Genomic DNA, 26,310 nt, shown 5'->3' on the forward strand with positions numbered 1-26,310 from the left:
GGGCGAGGGGCGCAGCCCCATGCAGTGACGGGAAGGGTAGGGGCGGCGGGGGCGGGGGAAAAAGGGCCTATCCCGCGAGGTGGCGCACCTGGTTCCAGACGCGGGCGTCCACCTCACCGACCCGCCGCCGGAACTCCCGTACCGGCACCCCCCGCAACTCATCCGTCTCAAGGAAACTCGCGCGCCCCCGCGCATCCCCCACAGACCCCGCGGGCAGCGGAATGACCCCGCCCCGCTCGTCGTGGTACTTCGTGGTGATCTTCGCGACGACGGCCTTCCGCCCGCGTACCGACAGGACCAGGCAGGGCCGGTCCTTCGCCCCGGGCCCGTCCTCGAACGGCACGTTCGCCCACCAGATCTCAGCGGGCCGAGGCCGGTTCGAGCGCCGGACACCGTCCGACCGCCCCGGCGGCCTCCGAGTGGGCCGCGAGGGCCGTCGAGAGGGACCCCGCCGCCCGGAGGGCTTGCGTCCGCGCCCCCACCCGTCCACGAACGTCGCGACGCCCGCGAGCAGCACCACCGCCACCAACGCGAGCCACCACGACGTATCCATGCGTACGACGGTACCCGCCACGCCCGCGCCCACGCCTGCCCGCCCCGTGGCCGCCGGACCCTGACCGTTCGGGGCCCCGCACGCCCCCGAACCGGTGACACCGCAGGTGAGTTCCCCCACAACAGCCCTCGACGGAGGAGCGACCCGCCCTTTCGCGCCTTACGCTCGACGGACCGCACGACCCCCGTCTTCACTCCCCGCCCGCGGAGGTTTCTGCTCTATGAAGCTCACCGTCGTCGGCTGCTCGGGGTCGTTCCCGTCCGCGGAATCGGCCTGTTCGAGCTACCTCGTCGAGGCCGACGGCTTCCGGCTGCTTCTCGACATGGGCAACGGTGCCCTTGGCGAGCTGCAGCGCCACTGCGGTCTCTACGACCTTGACGCGATCTTCCTCAGCCACCTGCACGCCGACCACTGCATCGACATGTGCGCGTACTTCGTCGCGCGTTACTACCGCCATGACGGCGGCCGCTGCGATCCGATCCCCGTCTACGGACCGGAGGGCACGGAGCAGCGCCTGACCACCGCCTACGCGGACACCCCCTCCGCCTCCTCCATGAGCGAGGTCTTCGACTTCCACACGGTCAAGCCGGGCTCCTTCGAGGTCGGCCCGTTCTCGGTGCACACCGAGAAGGTCAGCCATCCCGTGGAGGCGTACGGCATCCGCGTGGAGCACGGCGGGCGGTCGCTGACCTACTCCGGGGACACGGGCGTGTGCGACACGCTCGACGAACTGGCCCGGGACACGGACCTGTTCCTCTGCGAGGCCGCGTTCACCCACGGCAAGGAGAACATCCCGGACCTGCACCTCAACGGCCGCGAGGCCGGCGAGACCGCGACCCGTGCCGGCGCCCGCCGCCTCGTCCTCACCCACATCCCACCGTGGACGGACCCCCAGACCAACCTGGACCACGCCCGCGAGGTGTTCCGCGGCCCGGTGGAACTGGCGACGCCGCGAGCGACGTACGAGATCTGAGCCTCCGGCATGCGAAATTCCCCGGCCGCCTACGGGCGACCGGGGAATTCAGCAGGGGCGAAGGGGAGCCTCGGGACTACTTGGCTTCGGCCTTCTGCAGCTCGGCCAGTTCCTCGTCCGACTCGCGGCCCGGCGTCGGGAGGTTGAACTTGGTGATCGCGAAGCGGAAGACCACGTAGTAGACCGCCGCGAAGCACAGACCCACCAGGACCAGGCCCCATGGGTTGGTCGCGATGCCCAGGTTCAGGCCGAAGTCGACCGCGCCGGCCGAGAAGCCGAAGCCGTCCTTCATGCCGAGTGCCCAGGTCAGCGCCATGGAGACACCGGTGAGGACCGCGTGGATCGCGTACAGGACCGGCGCGATGAACATGAAGGTGAACTCGATGGGCTCGGTCACACCCGTGACGAACGAGGTCAGCGCCAGCGAGAACATCATGCCCCCGACGACCTTGCGACGCTCGGGGCGGGCGCAGTGGACGATCGCGAGGCAGGCCGCGGGCAGCGCGAACATCATGATCGGGAAGAAGCCGGTCATGAACTGTCCTGCAGTCGGGTCGCCCGCCAGGAAGCGCGAGATGTCACCGCTCTTGCCCTCGTACTCACCGGCCTGGAACCAGGGGAAGGAGTTCAGCAGGTGGTGCATGCCGATCGGGATGAGTGCGCGGTTGGCGACGCCGAAGATGCCGGCGCCGACGGCACCCGAACCGACCAGCCACTCGCCGAAGTTGTGCAGACCCGTGCCGAGGACCGGCCAGATGTACCCGAAGACGATGCCGAGCAGCAGACCCGCGAAGGCGGAGAGGATCGGGACCAGGCGGCGGCCGCTGAAGAAGCCCGCCCAGTCGGGCAGCTTGGTGCGGTGGAAGCGCTGGTAGAGCAGGGCCACCACGATGCCCATGACCACACCGCCGAGGACCTTGGCGTCCACGGGCGCGTCGACCATGACGACCTTGCCGTCGACGGCCTTCGCGACCTGCGGCAGGTTCTTGTCGGTGAACGTGGCGAGCACGTTCTTGAAGACCAGATAGCCCGTGACCGCAGCGAGGGCCGTGGAGCCGTCCGACTTCTTCGCGAAGCCGATCGCGATGCCCACGGCGAAGAGCAGCGCCATGTTGTCGAGGATCGCGTTGCCGCCCGCAGCCATGAAGCCGGCGATCTTGGTTATGAACGCGGGGAACGACTCGCGACCGAGCATGTCGGTGTTGCCGAGGCGCACCAGGAGCGCGGCCGCGGGCAGGACGGCGACCGGGAGCATGAGGCTGCGGCCGATGCGCTGCAAGACAGCCATCGCGCCGGAGCCCTTCTTCTTCGGAGCCGCGGGGGCGGCGCTGGCCGTGGTCACAACTTCCTCCTGGGTGTCCCCCCGGCCGGAGGCGGCCGGGGGAGGGCAGAGCGCCGCCTGCGAGCAGGGAAAAGGGAGACGGCAGCGTCTTCGGGGAACGCGATCAGAGACCGCGTGGTCTACACCACTCAGTGGTGTAGACCTGTTGTAGCACGGTGAAGGTGAGATAAGGAACCCGCCAATTTTGTGGCCTGGGCCATAGTGGCGAGAGTTATTGCATAACTGGACGAAGGTTCCCGAAGCGCACGTCAAAGGCCCCCGGACCGGGTCGGTCCGGGGGCCTCGCGCTGCCTCTCGTCGGCGGGCTACGCCTTCGTCACGTCCTCGACCTCGTCCTCCGGCTCCCGTCCCGGAGTCCGCAGATCGAACTTCGTGATCGCGAAACGGAACACCACGTAGTACACGACCGCGAAGCACAGACCGATCGGGATGATCGCCCAGGGTCTCGTCGCGAGGTTCCAGTTGATGACGTAGTCGATCAGCCCGGCCGAGAAACTGAAACCGTCGTGCACCCCCAGCCCCCACGTCACCGCCATGGAGACACCGGTGAGCACCGCGTGGATCACGTACAGGAGCGGCGCGATGAACACGAACGAGTACTCGATCGGCTCCGTGATGCCCGTGACGAACGACGTCAGCGCGATCGACAGCATCAGACCGCCGATCTCCTTGCGGCGATGAGGCTTCGCGCAGTGCGTCATGGCCAGACACGCGGCCGGGAGCGCGAACATCATGATCGGGAAGAACCCGGACGTGAACTGACCCGCGTTCGGATCACCCGCCAGGAACATGTTGATGTCACCGTGCACCACCGTTCCGTCAGGCTTCGTGAAACTGCCGAACTGGAACCAGATGGGCACGTTCAGGAACTGATGCAGCCCGATCACCAGCAGCGCGCGGTTGGCGATACCGAAGACACCCGCACCCCACGCCCCCAGACTCACCAGCCAGTCGCTGAAGTCCTCCAGGCCCCGGCCGATCGGCGGCCACACCCACAGGCAGAGCGCGGCGAACGCGATCGCCACGAACGCCATGATGATCGGCACCAGCCGGCGGCCGTTGAAGAAACCCAGCCAGTCGACGAGCCGCGTCCGGTGGTAACGCTGCCAGAAGTAGGCCGCCATCAGCCCCATGGCGATACCACCGAACACACCCGGATTCTGGTACGTGAAGACCGTCACCGAGCCGTCCTGCGCCTGGCAGCCGGCGGCCACCACCTTCGCCTGCTGCGCACAGTCCTCCGGGAACTGCCGCAGCACGTTGTAGTAGACGAGGAAGCCCGCCACCGCGGCCAGCGCCGTCGAACCGTCCGCCTTCTTCGCCATCCCGATGGCCACACCGATGCAGAACAGCAGCGGCAGCCCCAGCGAACCGTCGAGCAGCGCACCTCCCGCGCCCGCCATCACCTTCGAGACGTTCGTCCAGCCCAGACCGTCGGCCCCGAACACATCCGGCTGCCCCAGCCGGTTGAGGATGCCCGCCGCCGGCAGTACGGCGATGGGCAGTTGGAGGCTGCGGCCCATCTTCTGCAGGCCCTGGAACAGGTCGCTCCCTCGGGAGCGCGCGGGCGCGGCCGCACTGTCGGCACTCATGGGTGTCCTCCTGCGTCCCTCCGGCGCCTTCCGCACCCCCGGGAACAGGATGGGTTTGGCGGCCGTTGAAAACTGGTGTAGACCAGTCGGCGAACGGTTCGCGAACGGTTTGCGCTGTCGTGATCGCCATCCTTCGGCAGGGGCGCCGGAACCGCTCGCGAAGATGGGCCAACTGTGGGTTACTGCGACAAAGCGCTGCGACAAAGCGGTTCGGATCAGGGAGTAGGACATGGCCAGCAAGGCTGAGAAGATCGTCGCCGGGCTCGGTGGCATCGACAACATCGAAGAGGTCGAGGGCTGCATCACCCGGCTGCGCACCGAGGTCGTCGACGCGAGCAAGGTCGACGAGGCCGCCCTGAAGGCCGCGGGCGCCCACGGCGTCGTCAAGATGGGCACGGCGATCCAGGTCGTCATCGGCACCGACGCCGACCCGATCGCCGCCGACATCGAGGACATGATGTAAGTCCCCGTACAACGAGACTCGCGAGCAGCGAGGTCTCACCCCTGAGGGGCCGCTTCCGCAGTACGGGGGCGGCCCCTCACCCGTATACGACTAGGCTCTTCGCCATGTCTCGCATCGACGGCCGCACGCCCGAACAGCTCCGCCCGATCACCATCGAACGCGGCTGGAGCAAGCACGCCGAGGGCTCCGTCCTCGTCTCCTTCGGTGACACGAAGGTCTTCTGCACCGCCTCCGTCACCGAAGGCGTCCCGCGCTGGCGCAAGGGCAGCGGAGAAGGCTGGGTGACCGCCGAATACTCCATGCTTCCCCGCGCCACGAACTCCCGCGGCGACCGCGAGTCCGTCCGCGGCAAGATCGGCGGCCGCACCCACGAGATCAGCCGGCTCATCGGCCGCTCCCTGCGCGCGGTCATCGACTACAAGGCACTCGGCGAGAACACCATCGTCCTGGACTGCGACGTCCTCCAGGCCGACGGAGGCACCCGCACCGCCGCCATCACCGGCGCGTACGTCGCCCTCGCCGACGCCGTCACCTGGGCCCAGGGCAAGAAGCTCATCAAGGCCAACCGGCAGCCCCTGACCGGAACGGTCAGCGCCGTCTCCGTCGGCATCGTCGGCGGCATCCCCCTCCTCGACCTCTGCTACGAGGAGGACGTCCGCGCCGACACCGACATGAACGTCGTCTGCACCGGCGACGGCCGCTTCGTCGAGGTCCAAGGCACCGCCGAGGCCGAGCCGTTCGACCGCGACGAGCTCAACTCCATTCTCGACCTGGCCGTTCTCGGCTGCACGGAACTCGCTGTCGCCCAGCGCACGGCACTTGATACCGTCCTCGGAAAGTAAAGGACGTACCAAGACGGCCGGATGTCGCGGGCAACCACGGCACCGGCCGTCGCGTCCCTACAGGTGCGGGTGAACGGCACACCACCGTCTCGCCCGCCCAGCACCAAACGGGGGCCCTGAGGCCTACGAAACGGGGCCCTCGGGGGCACCTGACCACGGGAGGACCGTTCCATGGCCGCGAGCCGCCGCCGACCACGCCGTATCACCGCCGTCGCCGCAGCAGTGGCAGCCGTCGCGCTGACGGCCGGGCTCACCACCGGTTGCGACGCCGTCAACAAGGCGCTCGACTGCGTCCAGACCGCCGACACGATCGCCGACAGCGTCACCGACCTCCAGCAGGCCGTGGAGAACGCGTCGAACGACCCGACACGGACGGACGAGGCACTCGACTCGATCGACAAGAACCTCGACACCATCGGCGACAAGACCGACGACGTCGACATCAACAAGGCCGTGGACGACCTCCAGAAGGCGGTCGGCGACGTCCGCGACGACATCAAGGCCGGCGACGAGACACCCGACATCAGCTCCGTGACCGACGCGGCGGGCGAGCTCACCAAGGTCTGCACCCCGTAGCGGCACCGGCCGGCCCCGGCGGGCGGCGGACGATCACGGGCGGCACGCGAACGGGAGCGTCCGCCTGGCTAGGGTGAGCATCATGACCCGCCTGATCCTCGCCACCCGCAACCCCGGAAAGATCACCGAGCTGAGGGCGATCCTCGCCGCGGCAGATCTACCGCACGACCTCGTCGGCGCGGACGCCTACCCGGAGATCCCCGACGTCAAGGAAACCGGCGTCACCTTCGCCGAGAACGCGCTGCTCAAGGCCCACGCCCTCGCCCAGGCCACCGGACTCCCGGCCGTCGCCGACGACTCCGGCCTGTGCGTCGACGTCCTCGGCGGCGCCCCCGGCATCTTCTCCGCCCGCTGGTCCGGCACACACGGCGACGACCGGGCCAACCTCCAGCTCCTCCTCGCCCAGCTCGGCGACATCGCCGACGAACACCGAGCCGCCCACTTCGCCTGCGCCGCCGCCCTCGCCCTGCCCGACGGCACCGAGCGAGTCGTCGAAGGCCGGCTGCGCGGCACCCTGCGCCACGAACCCACCGGTTCCCACGGCTTCGGCTACGACCCGATCCTCCAGCCCGAGGGCCACACCCGCACCTGCGCGGAACTCACCCCCGACGAGAAGAACGCGATCAGCCACCGGGGCAAGGCGTTCCGCGGACTGGTGCCGGTGGTGAGGGAGTTGCTGGGCTGAGGCACGCCGGGCCGCGGCTCTGCCCCTCGCCCGGCGTGGGGCTCCGCCCTCCCCCTGGGCCCCGATCACTCCACCTTCCCGATCACCCCACCTCTCCGTACGAGCGCATCGTCACCCGGGCGTCCAGGTCGATGCCGTTCGCGCCCGCCGGTGACGGAAGCCGCAGCACCTTGTCGAGCACGGGGCCCAGGAAGCCGCAGCCCGAAGTCCCCGGCACGGCAAAGCGGTTGTCCTTCACCCCGAACGTGACGACCAGCGGGTCCGGCGTGACGACCTCCGGCGGATCCGTCTCCATGAGCACCAGATGGACCGGGTCCGGCTCGCTGCCTATCGAGCAACCGGGCGGGACCCCGGGCCCGGATATCCGGAACGTCAGATCCAGCTCGCCCCGCCGCTCGTCGTTCGACTGGAAATCGGAGTACCCGCCGTACCGAGGCGTGATCGACAGCGGCGTCCCCCGAACTCGTAGGGGAGTGGCGGCCATCGCACCGAACACCTGACGGAACTCGCCGTCCACGGTGCCCTCCGCGAACGTGATCGCCAGCGGCCGGTCGATCGGCACGTCGGCCCGGCCGAGGGTGAGTTGCCCGGTGGCGGTCATCGCCTCGCAGCGCCACTTCGCCGGATCGGCGCCCTCCGGCAACGCGGAGAGGGCGGGACAGTCCTCGAAGCCACGATCTCGCATGCCGGCGCCGGTGTCGGCCCCGGCGTGAGGGGGCACCGCCGCTGCCGCCCCCGTGCTCGCGGCGAGAGCCGCGGCGGACAGCGTCATGGCGGACAGTGCCAAGGCCAGACGTCGACGTCGGGCACGGAACATGAAAACCCCCAGGTGAGTGACCAGGCGAGCGGGATGCTCCCGTCTGCCTCAAGGATTGCAGCCATTCCTCTGCAATGGAAGGTCTGCAGAGAATATTCTGCAGAAGTATCTCTGCAGAGATTCGGCTGCGTGTGGCGGTAGGCTTCCCGCATGAGTGATGAAGGCGAGCCGCAGGCCGCGCTCGAACCCGGGTCGGAGCCGGTGTCGGAGTCGGCGCCGGAACCAGCGCCTGAACCCGCGTCGGACCCCGAACAGGGCAGTGGAGCCGGTCACGAGCCGGGCGGCGCCGGGCGCCGCACCGTCAGTGACCCGGCGGCCCTCAAGGCGCTCGCCCACCCGCTGCGGCTGAAGATCCTCCGGCAGATGGCCGTCTCCGGCCCCGCGACCTCCACGACCCTCGCCGCCGCGCTCGGGGAGAACACCGGCACGCTCAGCTATCACCTGCGCCGCCTGGAGAGCGGCGGCTTCATCGAGGACGTACCGGAACGGCCCAACAGCCGTGAGCGGTGGTGGCGGGCGGTGCGCGGACTCGACGTACGCAGGCCGGCGCAGGACGGGATGACCGACGGCGAGCGGGCGGTCGCGGGCGCCCTGGACCGGATGCGGCTCGACGAGGACATCGCGCTGGCCCGGCGGTTCACGGAGGAGCAGGGCGACTCGGAGGGCTGGATGCGCGGCTCCCGCAGCCTCAGCCACCTCACCAAGGACGAGGTGACGGCTTTCCACGACGCCTACCTGGACCTGCTGACCCGCTTCGCCCGAGGCCCGGAGGACGCCCCGCCGGACGCGAAGCCGGTGCTGCTGCGGTGGTTCGCGCTGCCGGCGGAGTAGCGGCCCGGAGCCAAGAGCTTCGGAGCTACGAGTTCCGTGTTGCGAGTTTCGCACCACGCGTTCCGTGCTGCGCGTTCCGTGCTCGGCGCAGAAGAACGGCCTGCGAACCGGTCAATCACGATTCACAGGCCGTCCACTGTGCGGCGGAAGGGATTCGAACCCTCAAGCCGTTTCACGGGCCACAGATCCTAAGTCTGCTGCGTCAGCCATTGCGCCACCGCCGCCAGCGCATGCCATCGTACCGGTCAAGTGGGCGCTGGTCGGCGGGGGTTTGCGGTGGCTGCGCCCTCAGATCTCCAGATCCTTGATGATCTTGGCGACGTGGCCGGTAGCGCGGACGTTGTACAGGGCCCGTTCCACCTTGCCCTCCTCGTCCACCACGATCGTGGAGCGGATGACGCCCATGTAGGTCTTGCCGTAGTTCTTCTTCTCGCCGAAGGCGCCGTACGCGTCCAGGACCGTCTTCTCCGGGTCGGCGACCAGCGTGACCTTGAGGTTCTCCTTCTCGCGGAACTTGGCGAGCTTCTCGGGCTTGTCGGGGGAGACGCCGATGACGTCGTAGCCGGCGCCCGCGAGCAGGTCCAGGTTGTCCGTGAAGTCGCAGGCCTGCTTGGTGCAGCCTGGAGTCAGGGCCGAGGGGTAGAAGTACACGATGACCTTGCGGCCCTTGTGGTCGGCAAGGGACACCTCGTTGCCGTCGGCGTCGGGCAGGGTGAAGGCGGGGGCGGTGTCGCCGGGCTGGAGTCGCTCGCTCATCTCGGTTCGGTCTCCTTGCGAGGTGGTGGATACGGAAGCGAGCGTAATGGGGGTGCCGGGCGGTGCGCGGAGGACGAAGCTGACAGACTGTCGATCCGGGACAAGGCCGACGGGAACCGGCCATGGACCGGCCACGGGAAGAAACGACCACGATTACGGAGGCAGCGCGTGTCGGACACGTCGAGCACGCCGGACACCAGGACTCCGGCGCAGATCGAGGCGGACATCAAACGCCGTCGCGAGACCCTCGCCGAGACGCTCGACGAGATCGGTGTGCGGGTGCACCCGAAGACCATCGTCGGGGACGCCAAGGCCAAGGTGGCGTCCAGCATCGACCACACCCTCGGACGTGCCTACGTCGGCGTCAATCGTGTGGTCGACGACGTGAAGGGCCAGTTCGTCACGGAGGACGGGGCGCCGCGGCTGGACCGCATCGTGCCCGTGGCCCTCGTGGTGGTCGGCGTCGTCGGACTGCTCACCCTGGGCACCAGGCGCCGCAGGCGCTGAACCCACCCGCACCCCACCTACGTACGACCCGCCTACGTACGAGTGGCGCGAAGGCAGGTAAATTCGGACCGTGAGCGCCAAGAGGACTGAGCCCAGCAGCCATCACGACAAGCTGCCCATCCGGATGCTGCACGACCGTGTGCTCGTGCGGCAGGACGCCGCCGAGGGCGAGCGCCGGTCCGGTGGCGGCATCCTGATCCCCGCGACCGCGGCGGTGGGCAGGCGGCTCGCCTGGGCCGAGGTCGTGGCGGTCGGGCAGAACGTACGGACGGTGGAGCCGGGTGACCGGGTGCTGTACGACCCGGAGGACCCCGCCGAGGTGGAGGTGCGCGGCATCGCGTACGTGCTGATGCGCGAGCGGGATCTGCACGCCGTGGCCGCGGACCGGTTCGAAGGGTCCGAGGACTCCACCGGGCTGTATCTCTAGAACCTCCCGAGCAGTGCCCGAAGGGGCTGGTGACCGTTGTCACCAGCCCCTTCCGGCTGCTCCTTGCTACCTTTGAAGGGACCCGACGAGACGCGCCGTACCGGGACAGGCAAAGACGACGCACCCCTGTTGATTCCTTCACGGAGGTGCCTGATGGCCTGGGTCCTGCTCGTCGTCGCCGGTCTGCTCGAAGTCGGCTGGTCGATCGGTATGAAGTACACCGAGGGGTTCACGCGGCTCGTGCCCAGCGTGCTCACCGGTGCCGGCATCGTCGCCAGCATGCTGCTGCTGTCGCACGCGGCGAAGACACTGCCCATCGGTACCGCGTACGGGGTCTGGGTGGGCATCGGCGCGGCCGGGGCGGCGGTGTTCGGCATGGCGGTGCTCGGTGAACCGGCGACCGCCGCCCGGATCTTCTTCGTCTGTCTGCTGCTGGTGGCCGTGGTCGGGCTGAAGGCGACTTCAGGCCACTAGCCGCTCAATCGACGGCCGACGGCCGGCGGACGGTCGCCGGCCGCCGATCGGGCGAGGCTACGGGAAGTCTCCGAACGTCGTCCCGGTGCTCCCGTCCGCGCCGTCCGTCGTCGTCCCGCCGTCGCCGGTGGTGCCTCCGTCGGTGGTGGTGCCGCCGCCCGTGCCGCCGTCCGTGGTCGTGCCACCGTCCGTCGTCGCGCCGCCGGTGCCGGTCGTGCCGCCGTCCGTGGTGGTGCCGCCGCCGTCGGTCGTCGTGCCGCCGGTGTCGGTGCCGCCCCCGCCGGTGGTGGAGCCGCCGTTGTCCTGGCCCTGGGTGCCCGGGGTCTCCTCGCCGCCGGTGGTCGTGCCGCCGTCGCCGGTGGTGCCGCCCGTGGCGGTCTCGTCCTCGTCGGGGTCCGCCGGCGGGAGTTCCTGCTCCTCGGCGCCGTCCTGGAGGTTCAGGTCGAAGTCCTGGACCTCGACGCCCTTCAGCGCGGCCTTCGTGTACTGGGCCCAGATCTGCGCCGGGTACCCGCCGCCGTTGATACGTGCCTGGCCGAGTGCCCCGTACAGCGACTTGTGGGCGCCGGTGTCGGGGTCCTGGCCCATGACGGCGACGACCGTGGCGAGGTTCGGGGTGTAGCCCGCGAACCAGGCCGCCTCGTCCTCCTCCGCGGTGCCGGTCTTGCCCGCCACGGGCCGCCCGGCGGCCTGCGCGGCCGTACCGGTGCCGCCCTCGACGACGCTCTGCAGGATCGAGGTCGTGGTGTCGGCGGCCGCACGGCTGACGGCCTGCTCGGTCTTCTCGTCCGGCAGCTTCACGTCCTGCGAGCCGTCCTTGGTGACCTTCTCGATCATCGTGTACGTGCCGTGCTTGCCGTGGTTGGCGAGTGTCGCGTACGCCTCCGCCATGTCGAGGACGCTGGCGCGGGCCGCGCCGAGCGCGATGGACGGGGACGGGTTCAGGTCGGGGGTGTCCGAGGGGATGCCGAGGTCGACGGCGGTCCGTACGACCTTCGCGGAGCCGACGTCCACGGCCATCTGCGCGTACACGGAGTTCACGGACTTGTCGGTGGCCGTACGGACCGGGATCTGGCCGTACGAGACCTGGTCCTCGTTCTCCGGGGCGTACGTGCCGCCGCTCCAGCCCTGCACGGGCCGCTTGTTCGTGCCGTCGTAGAGGGTGTTCGGGGTGATCGTGCGGCCGTCCTGGGTGACCGAGTCGTTCTGCACGGCCGAGGTGAACACGAACGGCTTGAAGATGGAGCCGACCTGGTAGTCCCGGCGTGTGGCGTTGTTGTAGTACTGCTTCGTGTAGTCGATGCCGCCGTACATCGCGAGGACCTTGCCGGTCTTCGGGTCGATGGAGGCGCCGCCCGCGCGGACGTAGTTGTCGACCTTGCGGTTCTTCTTGTCGAGTTCGTCCATCACCTGGTCGTCGACGGCCTTCACGAAGGAGTCCTGCTTCGTCTTCTGCAGGGTGGTCGTGATGCGGTAGCCGCCCGCGTTCAGCGCGTCCTCGTCGAGGATCTTGTGGTCGGCGAGGTAGTCGTTGACGGCCTTGACGATGTAGCCGCGCTGGCCCGACATCCCGGCCGCGATCACCGTCTCCTTGGGCGCGGGGAACTTGAGGCCGGTCCGGTCCGACTCGCTGATCCACTTCTTCTTGACCATGCCGTCGAGAACGTAGTTCCAGCGGGCCAGCGCGGCCGGCTTGTTCTCGGGGTGCGCGACCACGTCGTACTCGCTCGGCGCGTTGAGGAGCGCCGCGAGGTAGGCGCCCTGGGCGGCCGTCAGCCCCTTGGCGTCGACGCCGTAGTAGGCCTGGGCGGCTGCCTGGATGCCGTAGGCGTTGCGGCCGAAGTAGCTGGTGTTGAGGTAGCCCTCAAGGATGTCGTCCTTGCTCTTCTCGCGGTCCAGCTTGATGGAGATGAAGAACTCCTTCACCTTCCGCGTGACCGTCTGCTCCTGGGCCAGGTAGTAGTTCTTCACGTACTGCTGGGTGATCGTCGAGCCGGACTGCTTGCCCTTGCCGGTCGCGGTGTTCCAGCCGGCGCGGAGCATCGCCTTGGGGTCGACCGCGGACTCGGTGTAGAAGTCGCGGTCCTCGGCGGCCAGTACGGCGTGCTGGGCGTCCTTGGAGATGAGGTCCAGGGTCACGTTCTCCCGGTTGACCTCGCCGTCGCGGGCGAGCTGGCTGCCGTCCGCGTACAGGTAGATGTTGCTCTGCTTCATCGCCGTGGCGTTCGCCGACGGGATCTTCACCAGGTAGTAGCCGAGCGCGAACGCGCCGACGAGCAGCAGGATCCCGACGACGAACGTGCCGAGCACCATCCGCCAGGTCGGGACCAGCCGCTTCCAGCCGGTGCGCTTGGGCCGCTTGGCCTTCTTGGCCTTCTCGGCCTTCTCGGCCTTCTCGGACATCTCAGCCGTCTCGGACTCCTCACCGGAGCCCAGGGTGTCCGGCGCCTCCGGGCCGTCCGCGGTACTTGAAGTACTCCCACTGCTCCCCGTACTCGCGGTGTCCGGAGTGTCGGGGTCTCTCGGTGCCCAGCCCTCGCTCGGCTGCTGCGGCTCAGGCTGCGGCTGGTCGTTCATCTTGTGCCGTGCTCCCGTTTCACGTCGTACGTCTGGTACGCCCTCGTACGCCTGGTGCGCCCTCCCTTGAAGACTGTCCCATCCGGCGATTCGTTCCCGGTGCGTGGCACGCGTCGCCAGAACGAGACACGAAGAAAATGCCTGGCACGGGGCACTGCCCCGGGGCTAGGCTCCAGCGCTTTGGCTCGGAACGGCTGGAGAGGCTTCGTGGTGCGGGCTTGGAGGTTGTACGCGGCCGTCGCGGCGGGCGGGTTCCGGCGGTACGCGACCTATCGGGTGGCCACCGCCGCGGGCGTGTTCACCAACACGGTCTTCGGGCTGATCCTGGCGTACACGTACATCGCGCTGTGGGACGAGAGGCCCGGTCTCGGCGGGTACGACCAGGCCCAGGCGGTGACGTTCGTGTGGGTCGGACAGGGGCTGCTCTCGGTGGTCGCGGTGATGGGCGGCGGCTTCGAGGACGAGCTGATCGAGAGAATCCGTACGGGTGACATCGCGATCGACCTCTACCGGCCCGCGGACCTCCAGGCGTGGTGGCTGGCGGCCGACGCGGGGCGGGCCGCGTTCCAGTTGCTGGGGCGCGGGGTGGTGCCGATGGCGGTCGGCGGGCTCGTCTTCCAGCTCGCGCTGCCGACCGACGCCGGGACCTGGCTGGCGTTCCTCGTCGCCGTGGTGCTCGGGGTCCTGGTGAGTTTCGGGATCCGCTATCTCGTGGCGCTGGCGGCGTTCTGGTTCATGGACGGGGCGGGGGTGCAGCAGCTGGCCGTGCTGGCGGGACTGTTCTTCTCCGGGATGACGCTGCCGCTGAACGTCTTCCCGGGCGCGCTCGGCGAGCTGGCCCGCGCACTGCCCTGGTCGGCGCTGATGCAGGCCCCGGCGGACGTGCTGCTGGGGGAGCGCACGGGCCTCGCGCTGCTGCGCACGTACGCCTTCCAGGCCGCCTGGGCCGTCGGGCTGCTGGCCGTGGGCCGGCTGGTCCAGTCGGCGGCGACGCGCAGGGTGGTGGTCCAGGGTGGCTGACCCCGGCATCCGGGAGAGGCCCGGCACAGGCTCCGGCTCGGGTACGGACACCGGGTTCGCGCCGATGGGCCGGTCGCGGCTGGTGGACGGGCTGCGGGCCTACCGGCTGATCGCCTGGATGTGGATCCGCTCGACGATGGCGTACCGGGCGTCGTTCGCGATGACCCTCCTCGGCAACTTCGCGGGGACCGCGCTCGACTTCGTGACGATCCTGCTGATGTTCTCGCGGGTCGACGAGCTCGGCGGCTACTCGTTCGGGCAGGTGGCGTTCCTCTACGGGCTGTCCAGCGCCGCGTTCGGCCTCACCGACCTGGTGATCGGCTCGGTGGACCGGCTCGGGCAGCGGGTGCGGGACGGCACGCTCGACACGCTGCTCGTACGGCCCGCGCCGGTGCTCGCGCAGGTCGCGGCGGACCGGTTCGCGCTGCGCCGGCTGGGCCGGATCACGCAGGGGCTGCTGGTCCTCGGCTACGCGCTCGCCGTGGTCGACATCGAGTGGACCCCGGTGAAGGTGCTGCTGATGCCGGTGATGGTGATCAGCGGGGCCGCCATCTTCGCGTCGGTGTTCGTGGCGGGCGCGGCCTTCCAGTTCGTGGCGCAGGACGCGTCCCAGGTGCAGAACTCGTTCACGTACGGCGGCACCACGCTGCTGCAGTATCCGCCGACCGTCTTCGCGAAGGACCTGGTGCGCGGGGTGACCTTCGTGCTGCCGCTGGCCTTCGTCAACTGGCTGCCCGCGCTGTACGTGCTCGGGCTGCCGTATCCGCTCGACCTGCCGGAGTGGGTCGCGTTCCTGTCGCCACTCGTGGCCGTCGTCTGCTGCGGGCTCTCGGGTCTCGCGTGGCGGGCGGGCCTTCGTTCGTACCGGAGCACGGGGAGTTAGCCGCGCATGAAACCCACCGACCTCGACCGTCCCTACCGTTCCGACGACCTCGGCACCGACTTCATCAGCCTCGACGGCGTCGAGAAGGTCTTCGACGTACGCAAGAAGACCGGCTTCCTGCGCAGTGAGCGGCGGGAGGTGCGGGCGGTCGACTCGATCTCCTTCACCGTGTCGCGCGGCGAGATGGTCGGCTACATCGGGCCGAACGGCGCGGGCAAGTCCACCACCATCAAGATGCTCACGGGCATCCTCACGCCCAGCGGCGGACGCCTGCGGGTCGCGGGCATCGACCCGTCCCGTGAACGCACCCGGCTCGCGCACCGCATCGGGGTGGTGTTCGGGCAGCGGACCACCCTGTGGTGGGACCTCCCGCTGATCGACTCGTACCGGCTGATGCACCGCATGTACCGGATTCCCGACGCGCGGTACGCGGAGAACCTCGACCGGTGTGTCGAACTCCTCGAACTGGGCGAACTGTTGGACGTGCCCGTACGGCAGCTCTCGCTCGGGCAGCGGATGCGCGGGGACATCGCGGCGGCGCTGCTGCACGACCCGGAGGTGCTGTATCTGGACGAGCCGACGATCGGGCTCGACGTGATCAGCAAGGCGAGGGTGCGGGAGTTCCTTCGGGACCTCAACGCGGAGCGGGGCACGACCGTGCTCCTGACGACCCACGACCTCTCCGACATCGAGCAGCTGTGCCGGCGGGTGATGGTCATCGACCACGGGCGCCTGATGTACGACGGGCCGCTCACCGGGCTGCACGAGATCGGGGAGAGCGAGCGGACGCTCGTGGTGGACCTGGAGCGCGAACTGCCACCCATCGACGTGGAGTCGGCGCGGGTGGTGAAGGTCGAGGGGCCGCGGCAGTGGCTCGCCTTCCCGGCGGCTCAGTCGGCGGCGCCGCTGGTGGCGCGGATCGCGGCGGAGTATCCGCTGGTGGACCTGTCGGTGCGGGAACCCGACATCGAGGCGGTCATCAGCCGCATGTACGCGGGGAAGGCAACCTCGTAGGCTTCTGTCCATGACGGACGAACTCCCGGCCGGCCCTTCCGGCGGATCTCCCGGCGGACTTCCCGAGTTGCGCGCCTCCGACGCCGATCGCGAGCAGGTCGCCGAGGTGCTGAGGGACGCCCTCGCCGAAGGCCGCCTGGACATGGCTGAGTTCGAGGAGCGGCTGGAGGAGACGTACAAGGCGCGTACGTACGGGGAGTTGGAGCCGATCACGCGGGATCTGCCCGCCTCCGGTGTCTCCGCGCCCGCGCCGGCCGTGTCGATGCTGAAGCGGTCCGCGGGCGCCGTGGACACCGGGGACTGGTCGAGCCGGATCGTCGGCGGTGAGGGCTCGTCCCGTTGGGGCGTGGCGATCATGTCGGGGTTCGAGCGCCGGGGGCACTGGACCGTGCCGAAGCGGTTCAACGGCTTCGCGTTCTGGGGTGGCGGGGTCATCGACCTGCGCGAGGCGAACTTCGCGGACGGTGAGGTCGTCGTCAACTGCGTCGCCGTCATGGGCGGGTTGAACGTGATGGTGCCGCCCGGGGTCGAGGTCGTCGTCCGTGGGATCGGCGTCATGGGCGGCTTCGACCACAGCCAGGAGGGGGTGCCGGGGGATCGTGGCGCGCCGCGCGTGGTCGTGACGGGGTTCGCGTTCTGGGGCGGGGTCGGGGTGGAACGCCGGGTCTCCAAGGCGGAGCGGCTGCGGCTGAAGCAGGAGCGGCTTCGTCTCAAGGAGGAGCGGCGGCGGGAGAGGTTGGAGCGGCGGGATTGAGGGGGCGCCCCTCTTTCTTGTTCGCTCCCGCGGGTCGGGTGTCCGGCCGCGCAGTTCCCCGCGCCCCTTAGGGGCGCGGGGAACTGCGCAATCTTTTGCCTTCAGGGGCGCGGGGAACCGCGCGCTCAGCCCTCACCGGCCTGCAGGGCAGTGAGTGCCCAGGCCTCCCCCCCGCCCGGAGGGCTACAGCTCGGCCGGGGCCGAACCCTTCAGGTCGTCGAGGTCGAAGACCTCAGCCATCCGCTTGTAGCCCTTGTCGCTCGGGTGAAGGTGGTCCCCCGAGTCGTAGTCGGACCGCAGACGACGCGGGTTGTACCCGTCGCGGAGCGCCTTGTCGAAGTCCGCGTAGGCGTCGAAGACGTCACCGGAGCGGATCTGGGCGTTGACGGCCTGGCGGGTGTCCTCCAGATGGGGCTGGTATCCGCGGTGCCCCTGGAACGGCATGAGCGTGGCCCCGACGACCCGCAGCCCGCGGGAGTGCGCCAGCCGCTTCAGCTCGCGCAGCCCGTCGGTGATCCGGTTCGCGTCGGTCTGGCTGGGCGTCCGCAGGATGTCGTTGACTCCGAGGGCGACCACGACGGCCTTCACGTTGGTGCGGCCGAGCACGTCACGGTCGAAGCGGACCAGACCGCTCGGGTTCTCGGCGGGCCGGCCGAGGCCGCTGGTCAGGACGCGGTTGCCGCTGATTCCCTGGTTGACCACGCTGTAGCGGGGCCCGTCCGAGTCGGAGCGCAGCCGCTCGGTGAGGACGTCCGTCCAGCGCCGGTTCTCGCCGACGGTCGAGGTCACGCCGTCGGTGAGCGAGTCGCCGATGACGACGACCGTGCCCTGCGACTCGTTGCTCAGCACGTCCAGCGCGGTCAGATAGCGCCAGTAGGGCGTCTGCCCGGTGTACGCGACACCGCTGACGTCCTCGGTGCGGTCGCCCTCCGCGGTGTACGAGATCTGCCGGGCCTGCGGGTGGTAGGTGACGGGTCCCGAAGGGGTCGGCGAGTACGTCGTCACGAGGACGTCGGCGTCGTGCGGGACGAGCAGCCGTACGGCGTCGCTGATCACCTGCTGTCCGGCGGGCACCACCACGGAGGGACGGCCGCCGAAGGTCAGGCGCCGCATCGTCTCGGCGTTCGCGGCGGCGTTGTTCGCGCCGGCCGCGACGGCGATCGAGGCGTGCGTGATGCTGAGCGGCTGCTGCCCGTACAGGTTGGACAGGGTGATCCGGGCCGCGGTGCCGCCGACGCCCACGTGCACCACGTTGCGTACCGAACGGCCCGCCATGCCGTTCGTCTCGGTGCCCGGCTCCGATCCTGCCGGGGAGGCCGACCAGGCGCCCACCCAGGTGCCGACGGACGCGGGAGCCGCGGAGTTGTGCGGGGTGCGACCACCGACCACCGCCGTGTTCTCCCCGCCGTCGTCGGCGGCGACTCCGACGTATATGGCGGTCGAAATGGCGACGATCACAGCAACGATCGCGGCCAGCAAGGCATAACCGTGACGCTTGGTCATGCGGTGCGTCTCTCCTCGGAAAAGTGGGAGCCCGGGGCTCCGGTGTGATCACCCCATGATGAGGCATGGCGTGGGAGGAACCCGACAGGACCCCCCGGATCACCCAGGACCCCGGGGCCCCGTTGAAATCCCCCGCCCGGACAGACGCGGGGAACTCCTGTTCCGTTCCAGGAGTCGGTCAGGTTGGGACAATGCGTTATGGGGGACCGGGAACGGATGGAGCGGATGGAACGAACGAAAGAGGACGAAACAGGGGAAACAAGCCCGGAAGGGCAGTCTTCCCGGCCCGACGGTGTGGCGAACCCCACGGGCGCCACCGGGGCCGGGCGTGCCGCGCCGAACCGGGCCATGAACTCGTTCAGCCCCGCCGACGAGGAGAAGTTCCGCGGGGTCCGCCGGATGAAGCTCACGGCGACGGGACTTCTGCTGTTCGTCGCCCTCGTCTACGTACTCGCGAAGTGGGCCGGGAACTCCGGCGCGGGCGCCTGGACGGGTTACGTGGCGGCGGCCGCCGAGGCGGGCATGGTGGGCGCGCTCGCCGACTGGTTCGCCGTCACCGCCCTGTTCCGCCGGCCCATGGGCCTGCCCATCCCGCACACCGCGATCATCCCGACCAAGAAAGACCAGCTCGGCGTCTCCCTGGGCGAGTTCGTCGGGGAGAACTTCCTCTCGCAGGACGTCGTACGGCAGCGGCTGCGCGCCGTCGGCATCGGCAGCCGACTCGGCACCTGGCTGGCCCTGCCCGAGCACGCCGACCGGGTGACCGAGGAGCTCGCCACCGCGCTCAGGGGAGCCCTCGCGGTGCTCCGCGACTCGGACGTGCAGGCCGTCGTCGGCGAGGCCATCAACCGGCGGGCCGACGCCCAGGAGATCGCCCCCGGCATCGGGAAGACCCTGGAGAAGGTCGTCGCGGACGGCGGCCACCGGCGGGTCGTCGACCTGATCTGCGTACGCGCCCACGACTGGCTCGTCCTCCACAACGACCAGGTGATGGACGCCGTGCAGGGCGGCGCCCCCGGCTGGACCCCGCGGTTCGTCGACAAGAGGGTCGGCGAGCGCGTCTACAAGGAACTGCTGCGGTTCGTCACCGAGATGCGGGACATGCCCGAGCATCCGGCCCGTGGCGCCCTCGACCGGTTCCTCACCGACTTCGCCTCCGACCTCCAGTCCGACACCGACACCCGTGCGCGGGTGGAGAACCTCAAGCGCGAGGTCCTCGGGCGCGGCGAGGTCCAGGACCTCATCGCCTCCACGTGGTCCTCCGTACGGCGGATGATCGTGTCCGCGGCGGAGGACGAGCGCAGTGAGCTGCGGTTGCGTGTGCGGGCGTCGCTGCTGTCCCTCGGGACGCGGATGGCCACCGACGCGAGGTTGCAGGGCAAGGTCGACGGGTGGGTCGAGGGGGCGGCGGTCTATGTCGTGACGACCTACCGCGACGAGATCACCTCGCTCATCACCGAGACCGTCGCGGGGTGGGACGCCGAGCACACCTCCCGGAAGATCGAGGCGCACATCGGGCGGGATCTGCAGTTCATCCGGATCAACGGCACGGTTGTCGGCTCGCTGGCGGGCCTTCTCATTTATGCGGTGTCGCGGGCTTTCGGGGCGTGACCCCGACCGGGGGTTCGCTTCCGCGGGTCGGGTGATGGTCTGCGGGTGCGTCGTGGCTGGTCGCGCGGTTCCCGGCCCCCCTGAAGGCAAAAGATTGCGCCGTTCCCCGCGCCCCCAGGAGGGGCTGCGCCCCATTGGGGGGGCGGGGAACGGCGCAATCTTTGCTCTTGGAGGGGGGCGGGGAACTGCGCGAACGGGCCCCCACCGGCCCGCAGCCGAAGCACGATCCGCAGACCCCCCGCCCGGCCAGGGAAGTGGCAGGTGAGAGCGCGGCGGATCGGGGAACTCGGGGAGATGTTCCCGAGCCGCAGGAGGGGTGCCGTGGCCGTCACCGACGCCGGATCCGCAGACACCGGAGCCGTCACCACCGCCGTGCCCGCCCGACTGGACCGGCTGCCCTGGTCCCGCTGGCACTGGACCATCGTCATCGGGCTCGGCACGGTCTGGATCCTGGACGGTCTGGAAGTCACCGTCGTCGGAAACATCGCCGGCCGGCTCTCCGAGGAGGGCAGCGGACTGCCCATCTCGGCCGCGCAGGTCACCGGCATCGCCGCCGCCCTCTATGTGGCCGGAGCCTGCTCGGGCGCCCTGTTCTTCGGCCGGCTCACGGACAAGTTCGGCCGCCGCAAGCTGTTCATGGTCACCCTGGCCGTCTATCTCGCGGCCACCGCCATGACGGCTCTCTCCTTCTCCACCTGGTGGTTCCTCCTCTTCCGCTTCCTCACCGGCTTCGGCATCGGCGGCGAGTACGCGGCCATCAACTCGGCGATCGACGAACTGATCCCCTCGAAGTACCGCGGCCGCGTCGACCTGATCATCAACGGCAGCTTCTGGCTGGGCGCGATCGCCGGCTCACTCCTGTCGATCGTCGCGCTGAACACGGACCTGTTCGCGATGAACGTCGGCTGGCGGCTCACCTTCGTCCTCGGCGTCGTCCTCGGCCTGGTGATCCTCCTCGTACGCCGCAACGTCCCCGAGAGCCCGCGATGGCTGTTCATCCACGGCAAGGGGGAGGAGGCGGAACGCCTGGTCACCGAGGCCGAGCGGCAGATCGAGGAGGAGACCGGACGCGAGCTCCCACCGCCCGCGGGTGAGATCACCATCCACCAGCGCAAGAGCATCGGCTTCGGCATGATCGCCCGCACGGTCTTCACGACCTACCGCAAGCGCGCCGTGCTCGGCCTCTCCCTCTTCATCGGGCAGGCGTTCCTCTACAACGCGATCACCTTCGGCTTCGGCGCGATCCTCACCAAGTTCTTCGACGTGCCGACCGGCAGCACCGGCTACTACTTCGCCGTCATCGCGGTCGGCAACTTCCTCGGCCCGCTGCTCCTCGGCAAGTTCTTCGACACCGTGGGCCGCCGGATCATGATCTCGTCCACGTACCTGCTGTCCGGCATCCTGCTCTTCGGCACGGCCTGGCTCTTCGACCAGGGCTCGCTGAGCGCGACCACCCTCACCGCCTGCTGGTGCGTCGTCCTGTTCTTCGCCTCGGCGGGCGCGAGCAGCGCGTATCTGACGGTCTCCGAGATCTTCCCGATGGAGACCCGCGCCATGGCGATCGCCTTCTTCTACGCCATCGGCACCGCGGCCGGCGGTATCAGCGGCCCGCTGATCTTCTCGGAGCTGACCAGCACGGGTGTCGTCGGGGACACGGTCCTCGCCTTCCAGATCGGCGCCGGACTGATGTGCGCGGCCGGACTCGTCGCGGCCGTGCTCGCGGTGAAGGCGGAGGGCCGCTCCCTGGAGGACATCGCCAGCCCCCTGTCGAAGGCAGAAGCCCCGTAGCCTGCGGCGTCCAGCCGTCCAGGGCCACGTCCAGGGGCTGTTGTACGACTCCGAGCCCGCGCTGCGACTCAGAGGAACGGGCGGGAACTGAGTACGCGTACTCTGTCGGCCCTGTGTACGGCAGGGGGACCTTTGTTCCCATGACCGAGAAGCTGCTGGGCCCGCTGTCGAAGCGCCCCTGGACGGAACGCTGGCCGACCCGCCTGCTGGGTGCCGCCCTGTCCTCGGCGGCGTACCTGCTCTGTGTCCCCTGGGATCTGCGCGACCACCCCGTGTCACCCGGTACGGCCGCGGAGGCGACGCCCGTGACCGTCCTCGGAGTCGCGGCCCTGGCCGTGCTGCTGCTCCTGCTGGCCGCGTACTTCGGCCGCCGTGACGCCCTCGCCTGGCCCCTGCTGCTGGTGGCGGCGCCCCCGGCCACGCTCATGTACCTCTCGTTCCACACGCACCCCGAGCCGCCCGAGCCGTCCGGTGCGCCCGGGTGGCCCTGGCAGCTGATCTGGGCGTTCTCCACCCTCGTCATCGCGGCGGGCGTGCTCGTCGCGACATCCGTGGCCCGGCGGTTCAGGGAGGACGCGGAGGAGTCGCTGGACGGGTTGGTGTTCGCCCACCAGCACCCGCACCCGTGCCGGCAGCGGGCGTGAGCGTCAGGCGCCCGTCGTGGAACCGGGCCGCACGATCATCAGGATCGTGACGGTGGCCCAGAGCAGGTTGAAGATGCCGGTGAACATGGCGAGTTGCACGGTGACCCGGGGGTTCACGGCGACCGCGGCCGACGCGGGTGCGCCCGCCTCGGATGTCGCCGCCGTCCCGGGTGTCGCCGGTGCCCCCGGCGCCTGCGCGGTCCCCGGCCCCACCGCTTCCACCGCTTCCACCGCTTCGAGGATCTCCTCCTGGCGGGGCAGCACCAGAGCCAGCAGGACGGCCGCCGCGACGCCGGTCAGGGCCATCGAAATGATCAGCCAGGTGTCGTTGAGCACGCCCATGCTGAGAGCCGTGGCCATGCCGAGTACGGGAACGGCGATGCCCAGAGCCGCGTACACCCGGCAGATCCGGTGCAGCAGGCGCACGGTCTCCGTCGCCCTCGGGTTGCCGGGATCGGCGAGGGCCCGCCGGGCGCTGGGCGGGAACATGCTGGCCGCGACGGTGACGGGCCCGACGGCGATGATCGCGACGAGGACGTGGAGTACGAGGAGCAACTTGGTCACGAGGTGACGGTAGGCGGCGTACCGGATCTTGTGGAAGTGGCGGTATCGCCAGCCTTCAACGGATTCTCGCCAGGCCTTGGCCGTGCCTCAGTCGGGCTCCGGCCAAGCTTCGGCCGAGCCCTGGCCGGTTCCGGCCGAGCCCCACCTGAGGTCCAGGCCGGTGGGGTGCCGCTTGGCCGGAATCCGGTGGCTGCCTATTCTTTTGCCATGCACACCGTGGCTGTACTGGCGCTCGACGGGGTCATCCCGTTCGATCTCTCCGCTCCGATCGACACCTTCAACTGGGCCCGGCTGCCCGACGGCCGCGCGCCCTACCGGATCAAGGTCTGCTCGCCGACCGAGGAGGTGAGCGCGGGTGCGTTCATGGTCCGGGTGCCGTACGGGCTGGAGGCGCTGGCCGAGGCGGACACGATCATCGTGCCCGGCACCACCGACCCGACCTCCCCGCTGCCGCCCGGCGTGACCGAGGCCCTGCGCGCGGCGGCCGCGAACGGGACGCGTATCGCCTCCATCTGCGTCGGCGCGTTCATCTTCGCCGCCACCGGGCTGCTGGACGGGCAGCGGGCGACCACGCACTGGATCGCGGCGGCCGACCTGACGGCCATGCACCCGGCGGTGACGGTCGACCCCAACGTCCTGTACGTCGACAACGGCCAGTTCCTCACCTCCGCGGGGGCCGCCGCGGCCATGGACATGTGCCTGCACATGATCCGCAAGGACTACGGCTCGGCCGTCGCCGCCCACGCCGCCCGGATGTCCGTCATGCCGCTCGAACGGGAGGGCGGGCAGGCCCAGTTCATCGTCCACACCCAGCCCCCGGCCCCGGCGGGCACGACGATGGAGCCCTTGCTGAACTGGCTGGAGGAGAACGCCGACCGCGATCTGACGCTGGACGACATCGCCGCCCGGGCCGGCACCAGCGCGCGTACGCTCAACCGCCGGTTCCGCGAGCAGACCGGTACGACGCCCCTGCAGTGGCTGCACCGGGCGCGGGTGCGCAGGGCCCAGCACCTGCTGGAGAGCACCTCCCATCCGGTCGAACGCATCGCCGTCCAGGCGGGGTTCGGCTCGCCGACCGCCTTCCGGGACCGGTTCAGGAGGGTGGTGGGGACGAGCCCGCAGGCGTACCGGAGGGCGTTCCGCGGAGCGCCGGACGGCGGCGCGGCCGGTGGTGTGAAGGGCGGTGCGGTCGGCGGTGTGAAGGGTGGTGCGAACGGCGGTGCGGTCGGTGGTGCGAAGGGCGGTGCGGACTTCGACCGCGGCCATGAGGTCCGCGTACCGCAACAGACGTAACCGCTGCGTCACGGCCCCCTCTGGTGCCACAACTCTCCCGGCATGACTCGTGTCGAAGTGGGCGTGAGTGAGAGCAACTCGGCTTTACCCGTGTATTCACATACAAGCCGGGCTTCCGTTCTCACCTGACACTTCATCAACGGGGGAACACATCATGACCATCAACAACCTCGGCTCCCGCCGCAGGACCGTCTCCGTCGCCGTGTCCGCGGCCTCCTTCCTGCTGCTGGGCGGCCTCGCCATCGCCGCCGCGCCCGCCTCCTTCGCGGGCACCCCTGGCGGGACCTCCGCGAACGACCGCAACTCCGACTTCGACGGCGACGGCTACAACGACGTCCTGATCGGCGCGCCGAGAGGCACCGTCGACGGCAAGGCGGGCGCCGGATTCGTCACCGTCCAGTACGGGGCGGCCAACGGCATGGGCAAGAACGACAGCGTCCCCGGGGCCCGTACCGCGGTCTTCAGCCAGTCCACCGCCGGAGTCCCCGGCACCTCGCAGACATCCGACTCCTTCGGCTCGGCCGTCGCCACGGGTGACCTCGATGCCGACGGTTACGACGATGCGGTGATCGGGGCGCCCGGCGAGGAGGTCGGTTCGCTGGAGGACGCCGGCCGGGTGACCGTGCTGTTCGGCTCCGAGGCCGGACTGGGCACCGCCCGCAGCGTCACGATCGCGTCCGCTGACCCGGCCGCCGGGACCCGCTTCGGCTCCGCCGCCACCGCGGCACGGCTGACGGGGGCGACGCAGGGCGACGTCGTCGCCGTGACCGACCACCGCGGTGCGGAACTCTTCACCTACAGCGCGGGCGCGCTGCGGCACACGGGCACCCTCGACACGACCGCGCACCCCGCCGGGCGCGCCCTCACGCCGGCCTACCTGACCACCGGCGACTACGACTCGGACGGCTACGCCGAGCTGGTCATCTCGGGGTACGGCCCCGGCGACGGCCACGCCCAGGGCTGGTCGTCGGTCTACTCGGGCGGCGAGAGCGGTGTGACCTACCAGCGTGACCTGCGCGGCGGTGTCTCCACCGCGTCGGGAGACATCGACAACGACGGGTACGACGACCTCGTCACGGGCCACAACAGCAGCCTCGACCACGAGGCGGAGGGCATGACAGGTGGCCTGATCGGCGTCTACTACGGCGGTGACAGCGGCCTGAGGGGCCAGGAGGCTCCCGAGGACGCGACCGAGGAGGCACCCCAGTACTGGACGCAGAACTCCCCGGGCGTGCCCGGCACCGGCGAGCGCGGTGACGCGTGGGGCACCGAGCTGTCGGTCGCCGATGTCGACGGGGACGGTTACGCGGACGTCGCCGTGGGCGCTCCCGGCGAGGACGTCGGCACCGTCCCGGACGCGGGCGCGGTGTGGCTGCTGCGCGGCTCGGCCGAGGGTCTGACGGCCACGGGTGCCCAGTCCTTCGACCAGAACAGCGCCGAGGTTCCCGGTACCGCGGAGGCCGGTGACGCGTGGGGGCAGCAGGTGCGGCTCGCCGACACGGACCACGACGGCCGCTCCGAACTGCTGGCCGCCGCGCCGGACGAGGACAGCGACGACGGGGTTGTCTGGCACCTGTCCGCGAGCACGAAGGGACTCGTCACGACCGGCTCGTGGCTGTACGGCGCGCAGTCGCTCGGCGCCCCGGGCGACGGCGCCGCCTTCGGCACGGCGATCGACGAGTGATCAGTACCGGCCGGTGAGGTCGAGTGGCCGGTGACGCCGGGCGGGGGGATGACCCGTGGTGTGGTGACCGGTGGTGCGGTGACCCGTGGTGTGGTGACTGGTGGTGCGGTGACCCGTGGGGCGATGACCGGTGGGGC

Annotated in this window: 26 protein-coding genes, 1 tRNA gene and 1 riboswitch; of the genes, 18 read left to right on the forward strand and 9 right to left on the reverse strand. The window is 70.0% G+C overall.

Going from position 1 to position 26,310, the window contains the following annotated elements; genetic code table 11:
* Positions 1-67 precede the first annotated feature (67 nt).
* Positions 68-553, reverse strand: coding sequence for a type II toxin-antitoxin system PemK/MazF family toxin (locus tag OHS59_RS27725; RefSeq protein WP_328496072.1), 486 nt, complete (start codon positions 551-553; stop codon positions 68-70).
* Positions 554-773: 220 nt separating this feature from the next.
* Here OHS59_RS27725 and OHS59_RS27730 point away from each other — a divergent pair, with 220 nt between their 5' ends.
* On the forward strand, positions 774-1,526 hold the full coding sequence (locus OHS59_RS27730) for an MBL fold metallo-hydrolase (RefSeq protein ID WP_328496073.1): 753 nt from the start codon (positions 774-776) through the stop codon (positions 1,524-1,526).
* A 76-nt stretch (positions 1,527-1,602) separates the two neighbouring features.
* Here OHS59_RS27730 and OHS59_RS27735 read toward each other — a convergent pair whose 3' ends face one another.
* Together OHS59_RS27735 and OHS59_RS27740 are read right to left on the reverse strand one after the other, a co-directional pair.
* Positions 1,603-2,868: a PTS transporter subunit EIIC gene (locus OHS59_RS27735; protein WP_328496074.1), complete on the reverse strand. Its 1,266-nt coding sequence runs from the start codon at positions 2,866-2,868 to the stop codon at positions 1,603-1,605.
* A 305-nt stretch (positions 2,869-3,173) separates the two neighbouring features.
* Positions 3,174-4,460 (reverse strand): PTS transporter subunit EIIC, encoded by a 1,287-nt coding sequence (locus OHS59_RS27740; RefSeq protein ID WP_328496075.1) that lies wholly within the window; start codon positions 4,458-4,460, stop codon positions 3,174-3,176.
* A 229-nt stretch (positions 4,461-4,689) separates the two neighbouring features.
* Here OHS59_RS27740 and OHS59_RS27745 point away from each other — a divergent pair, with 229 nt between their 5' ends.
* From OHS59_RS27745 to rdgB, 4 genes are all read left to right on the forward strand, one after another.
* A complete protein-coding gene (locus OHS59_RS27745; protein WP_307133230.1) occupies positions 4,690-4,923 on the forward strand; it encodes a PTS glucose/sucrose transporter subunit IIB in 234 nt (77 codons plus the stop codon).
* Between the two features lie 104 nt (positions 4,924-5,027).
* Positions 5,028-5,765 carry a ribonuclease PH gene (gene rph / locus OHS59_RS27750; RefSeq protein WP_328496076.1) on the forward strand — a complete coding sequence of 246 codons (738 nt, stop codon included), beginning with the start codon at positions 5,028-5,030 and terminating at the stop codon, positions 5,763-5,765.
* Positions 5,766-5,936: 171 nt separating this feature from the next.
* Positions 5,937-6,341, forward strand: a complete 405-nt coding sequence (locus OHS59_RS27755; protein WP_328496077.1) for a hypothetical protein — start codon at positions 5,937-5,939, stop codon at positions 6,339-6,341.
* A gap of 82 nt (positions 6,342-6,423) precedes the next feature.
* Positions 6,424-7,026 carry an RdgB/HAM1 family non-canonical purine NTP pyrophosphatase gene (gene rdgB / locus OHS59_RS27760; protein WP_328496078.1) on the forward strand — a complete coding sequence of 201 codons (603 nt, stop codon included), beginning with the start codon at positions 6,424-6,426 and terminating at the stop codon, positions 7,024-7,026.
* An 82-nt stretch (positions 7,027-7,108) separates the two neighbouring features.
* On the opposite strand, the gene OHS59_RS27765 is transcribed toward rdgB, so the two are convergent.
* Positions 7,109-7,798, reverse strand: coding sequence for a hypothetical protein (locus OHS59_RS27765; protein ID WP_328496079.1), 690 nt, complete (start codon positions 7,796-7,798; stop codon positions 7,109-7,111).
* A 195-nt stretch (positions 7,799-7,993) separates the two neighbouring features.
* Here OHS59_RS27765 and OHS59_RS27770 point away from each other — a divergent pair, with 195 nt between their 5' ends.
* A complete protein-coding gene (locus tag OHS59_RS27770; protein ID WP_328496080.1) occupies positions 7,994-8,674 on the forward strand; it encodes a helix-turn-helix domain-containing protein in 681 nt (226 codons plus the stop codon).
* Positions 8,675-8,813: 139 nt separating this feature from the next.
* Here OHS59_RS27770 and OHS59_RS27775 read toward each other — a convergent pair.
* A tRNA-Leu gene (locus OHS59_RS27775) sits at positions 8,814-8,898 on the reverse strand.
* Positions 8,899-8,962: 64 nt separating this feature from the next.
* The gene (bcp, locus tag OHS59_RS27780) at positions 8,963-9,430 is read right to left on the reverse strand and encodes a thioredoxin-dependent thiol peroxidase (RefSeq protein WP_328496081.1); all 468 of its coding nucleotides are present in this window, start codon (positions 9,428-9,430) and stop codon (positions 8,963-8,965) included.
* 168 nt (positions 9,431-9,598) lie between these two features.
* Between bcp and OHS59_RS27785 the strand changes: the two genes are divergently transcribed.
* The 3 genes from OHS59_RS27785 (at position 9,599) to OHS59_RS27795 (ending at position 10,838) form a co-directional block, all read left to right on the forward strand.
* The gene (locus OHS59_RS27785; protein WP_328496082.1) at positions 9,599-9,937 is read left to right on the forward strand and encodes a DUF3618 domain-containing protein; all 339 of its coding nucleotides are present in this window, start codon (positions 9,599-9,601) and stop codon (positions 9,935-9,937) included.
* Between the two features lie 124 nt (positions 9,938-10,061).
* On the forward strand, positions 10,062-10,364 hold the full coding sequence (locus OHS59_RS27790) for a GroES family chaperonin (RefSeq protein ID WP_443061652.1): 303 nt from the start codon (positions 10,062-10,064) through the stop codon (positions 10,362-10,364).
* A 64-nt stretch (positions 10,365-10,428) separates the two neighbouring features.
* A riboswitch (guanidine-III (ykkC-III) riboswitch) is annotated at positions 10,429-10,489 on the forward strand.
* Positions 10,490-10,517: 28 nt separating this feature from the next.
* Positions 10,518-10,838 (forward strand): DMT family transporter, encoded by a 321-nt coding sequence (locus tag OHS59_RS27795; RefSeq protein WP_328496084.1) that lies wholly within the window; start codon positions 10,518-10,520, stop codon positions 10,836-10,838.
* A gap of 57 nt (positions 10,839-10,895) precedes the next feature.
* Here the strand turns inward: OHS59_RS27795 and OHS59_RS27800 are convergent, their stop codons facing one another.
* Positions 10,896-13,415, reverse strand: a complete 2,520-nt coding sequence (locus tag OHS59_RS27800; protein ID WP_328496085.1) for a transglycosylase domain-containing protein — start codon at positions 13,413-13,415, stop codon at positions 10,896-10,898.
* A gap of 210 nt (positions 13,416-13,625) precedes the next feature.
* Here OHS59_RS27800 and OHS59_RS27805 point away from each other — a divergent pair, with 210 nt between their 5' ends.
* From OHS59_RS27805 to OHS59_RS27820, 4 genes are all read left to right on the forward strand, one after another.
* Complete coding sequence (locus OHS59_RS27805) at positions 13,626-14,435, forward strand: ABC transporter permease (protein WP_328499386.1); 810 nt, start codon at positions 13,626-13,628, stop codon at positions 14,433-14,435.
* Between the two features lie 64 nt (positions 14,436-14,499).
* On the forward strand, positions 14,500-15,318 hold the full coding sequence (locus OHS59_RS27810; protein WP_328499387.1) for an ABC transporter permease: 819 nt from the start codon (positions 14,500-14,502) through the stop codon (positions 15,316-15,318).
* 6 nt (positions 15,319-15,324) lie between these two features.
* Positions 15,325-16,332: an ABC transporter ATP-binding protein gene (locus tag OHS59_RS27815; RefSeq protein WP_328496086.1), complete on the forward strand. Its 1,008-nt coding sequence runs from the start codon at positions 15,325-15,327 to the stop codon at positions 16,330-16,332.
* Between the two features lie 10 nt (positions 16,333-16,342).
* Positions 16,343-17,086: a DUF1707 SHOCT-like domain-containing protein gene (locus OHS59_RS27820; protein ID WP_328496087.1), complete on the forward strand. Its 744-nt coding sequence runs from the start codon at positions 16,343-16,345 to the stop codon at positions 17,084-17,086.
* 183 nt (positions 17,087-17,269) lie between these two features.
* Here OHS59_RS27820 and OHS59_RS27825 read toward each other — a convergent pair whose 3' ends face one another.
* On the reverse strand, positions 17,270-18,589 hold the full coding sequence (locus tag OHS59_RS27825) for an SGNH/GDSL hydrolase family protein (RefSeq protein WP_328496088.1): 1,320 nt from the start codon (positions 18,587-18,589) through the stop codon (positions 17,270-17,272).
* Between the two features lie 225 nt (positions 18,590-18,814).
* Here OHS59_RS27825 and OHS59_RS27830 point away from each other — a divergent pair, with 225 nt between their 5' ends.
* The 3 genes from OHS59_RS27830 to OHS59_RS27840 all read left to right on the forward strand — a co-directional run bounded on the left by OHS59_RS27830 (position 18,815) and on the right by OHS59_RS27840 (position 22,632).
* Positions 18,815-20,200 (forward strand): DUF445 domain-containing protein, encoded by a 1,386-nt coding sequence (locus OHS59_RS27830; protein ID WP_443061509.1) that lies wholly within the window; start codon positions 18,815-18,817, stop codon positions 20,198-20,200.
* Positions 20,201-20,494: 294 nt separating this feature from the next.
* Complete coding sequence (locus OHS59_RS27835) at positions 20,495-21,988, forward strand: MFS transporter (protein ID WP_443061653.1); 1,494 nt, start codon at positions 20,495-20,497, stop codon at positions 21,986-21,988.
* A 140-nt stretch (positions 21,989-22,128) separates the two neighbouring features.
* Entirely contained in the window at positions 22,129-22,632 is a 504-nt protein-coding gene (locus OHS59_RS27840) for a hypothetical protein (protein WP_328496090.1), read from the forward strand.
* 3 nt (positions 22,633-22,635) lie between these two features.
* On the opposite strand, the gene OHS59_RS27845 is transcribed toward OHS59_RS27840, so the two are convergent.
* Entirely contained in the window at positions 22,636-23,196 is a 561-nt protein-coding gene (locus tag OHS59_RS27845; protein WP_328496091.1) for a protease, read from the reverse strand.
* A gap of 207 nt (positions 23,197-23,403) precedes the next feature.
* On the opposite strand from OHS59_RS27845, the gene OHS59_RS27850 reads away from it, so the two are divergent.
* Both OHS59_RS27850 and OHS59_RS27855 read left to right on the forward strand, forming a co-directional pair.
* A complete protein-coding gene (locus tag OHS59_RS27850) occupies positions 23,404-24,489 on the forward strand; it encodes a GlxA family transcriptional regulator (protein WP_328496092.1) in 1,086 nt (361 codons plus the stop codon).
* 154 nt (positions 24,490-24,643) lie between these two features.
* On the forward strand, positions 24,644-26,173 hold the full coding sequence (locus OHS59_RS27855) for an FG-GAP repeat protein (RefSeq protein ID WP_328496093.1): 1,530 nt from the start codon (positions 24,644-24,646) through the stop codon (positions 26,171-26,173).
* The last annotated feature ends 137 nt before the right edge of the window (positions 26,174-26,310 follow it).

It is taken from the genome of Streptomyces sp. NBC_00414 (assembly GCF_036038375.1).
Lineage (GTDB): Bacteria > Actinomycetota > Actinomycetes > Streptomycetales > Streptomycetaceae > Streptomyces.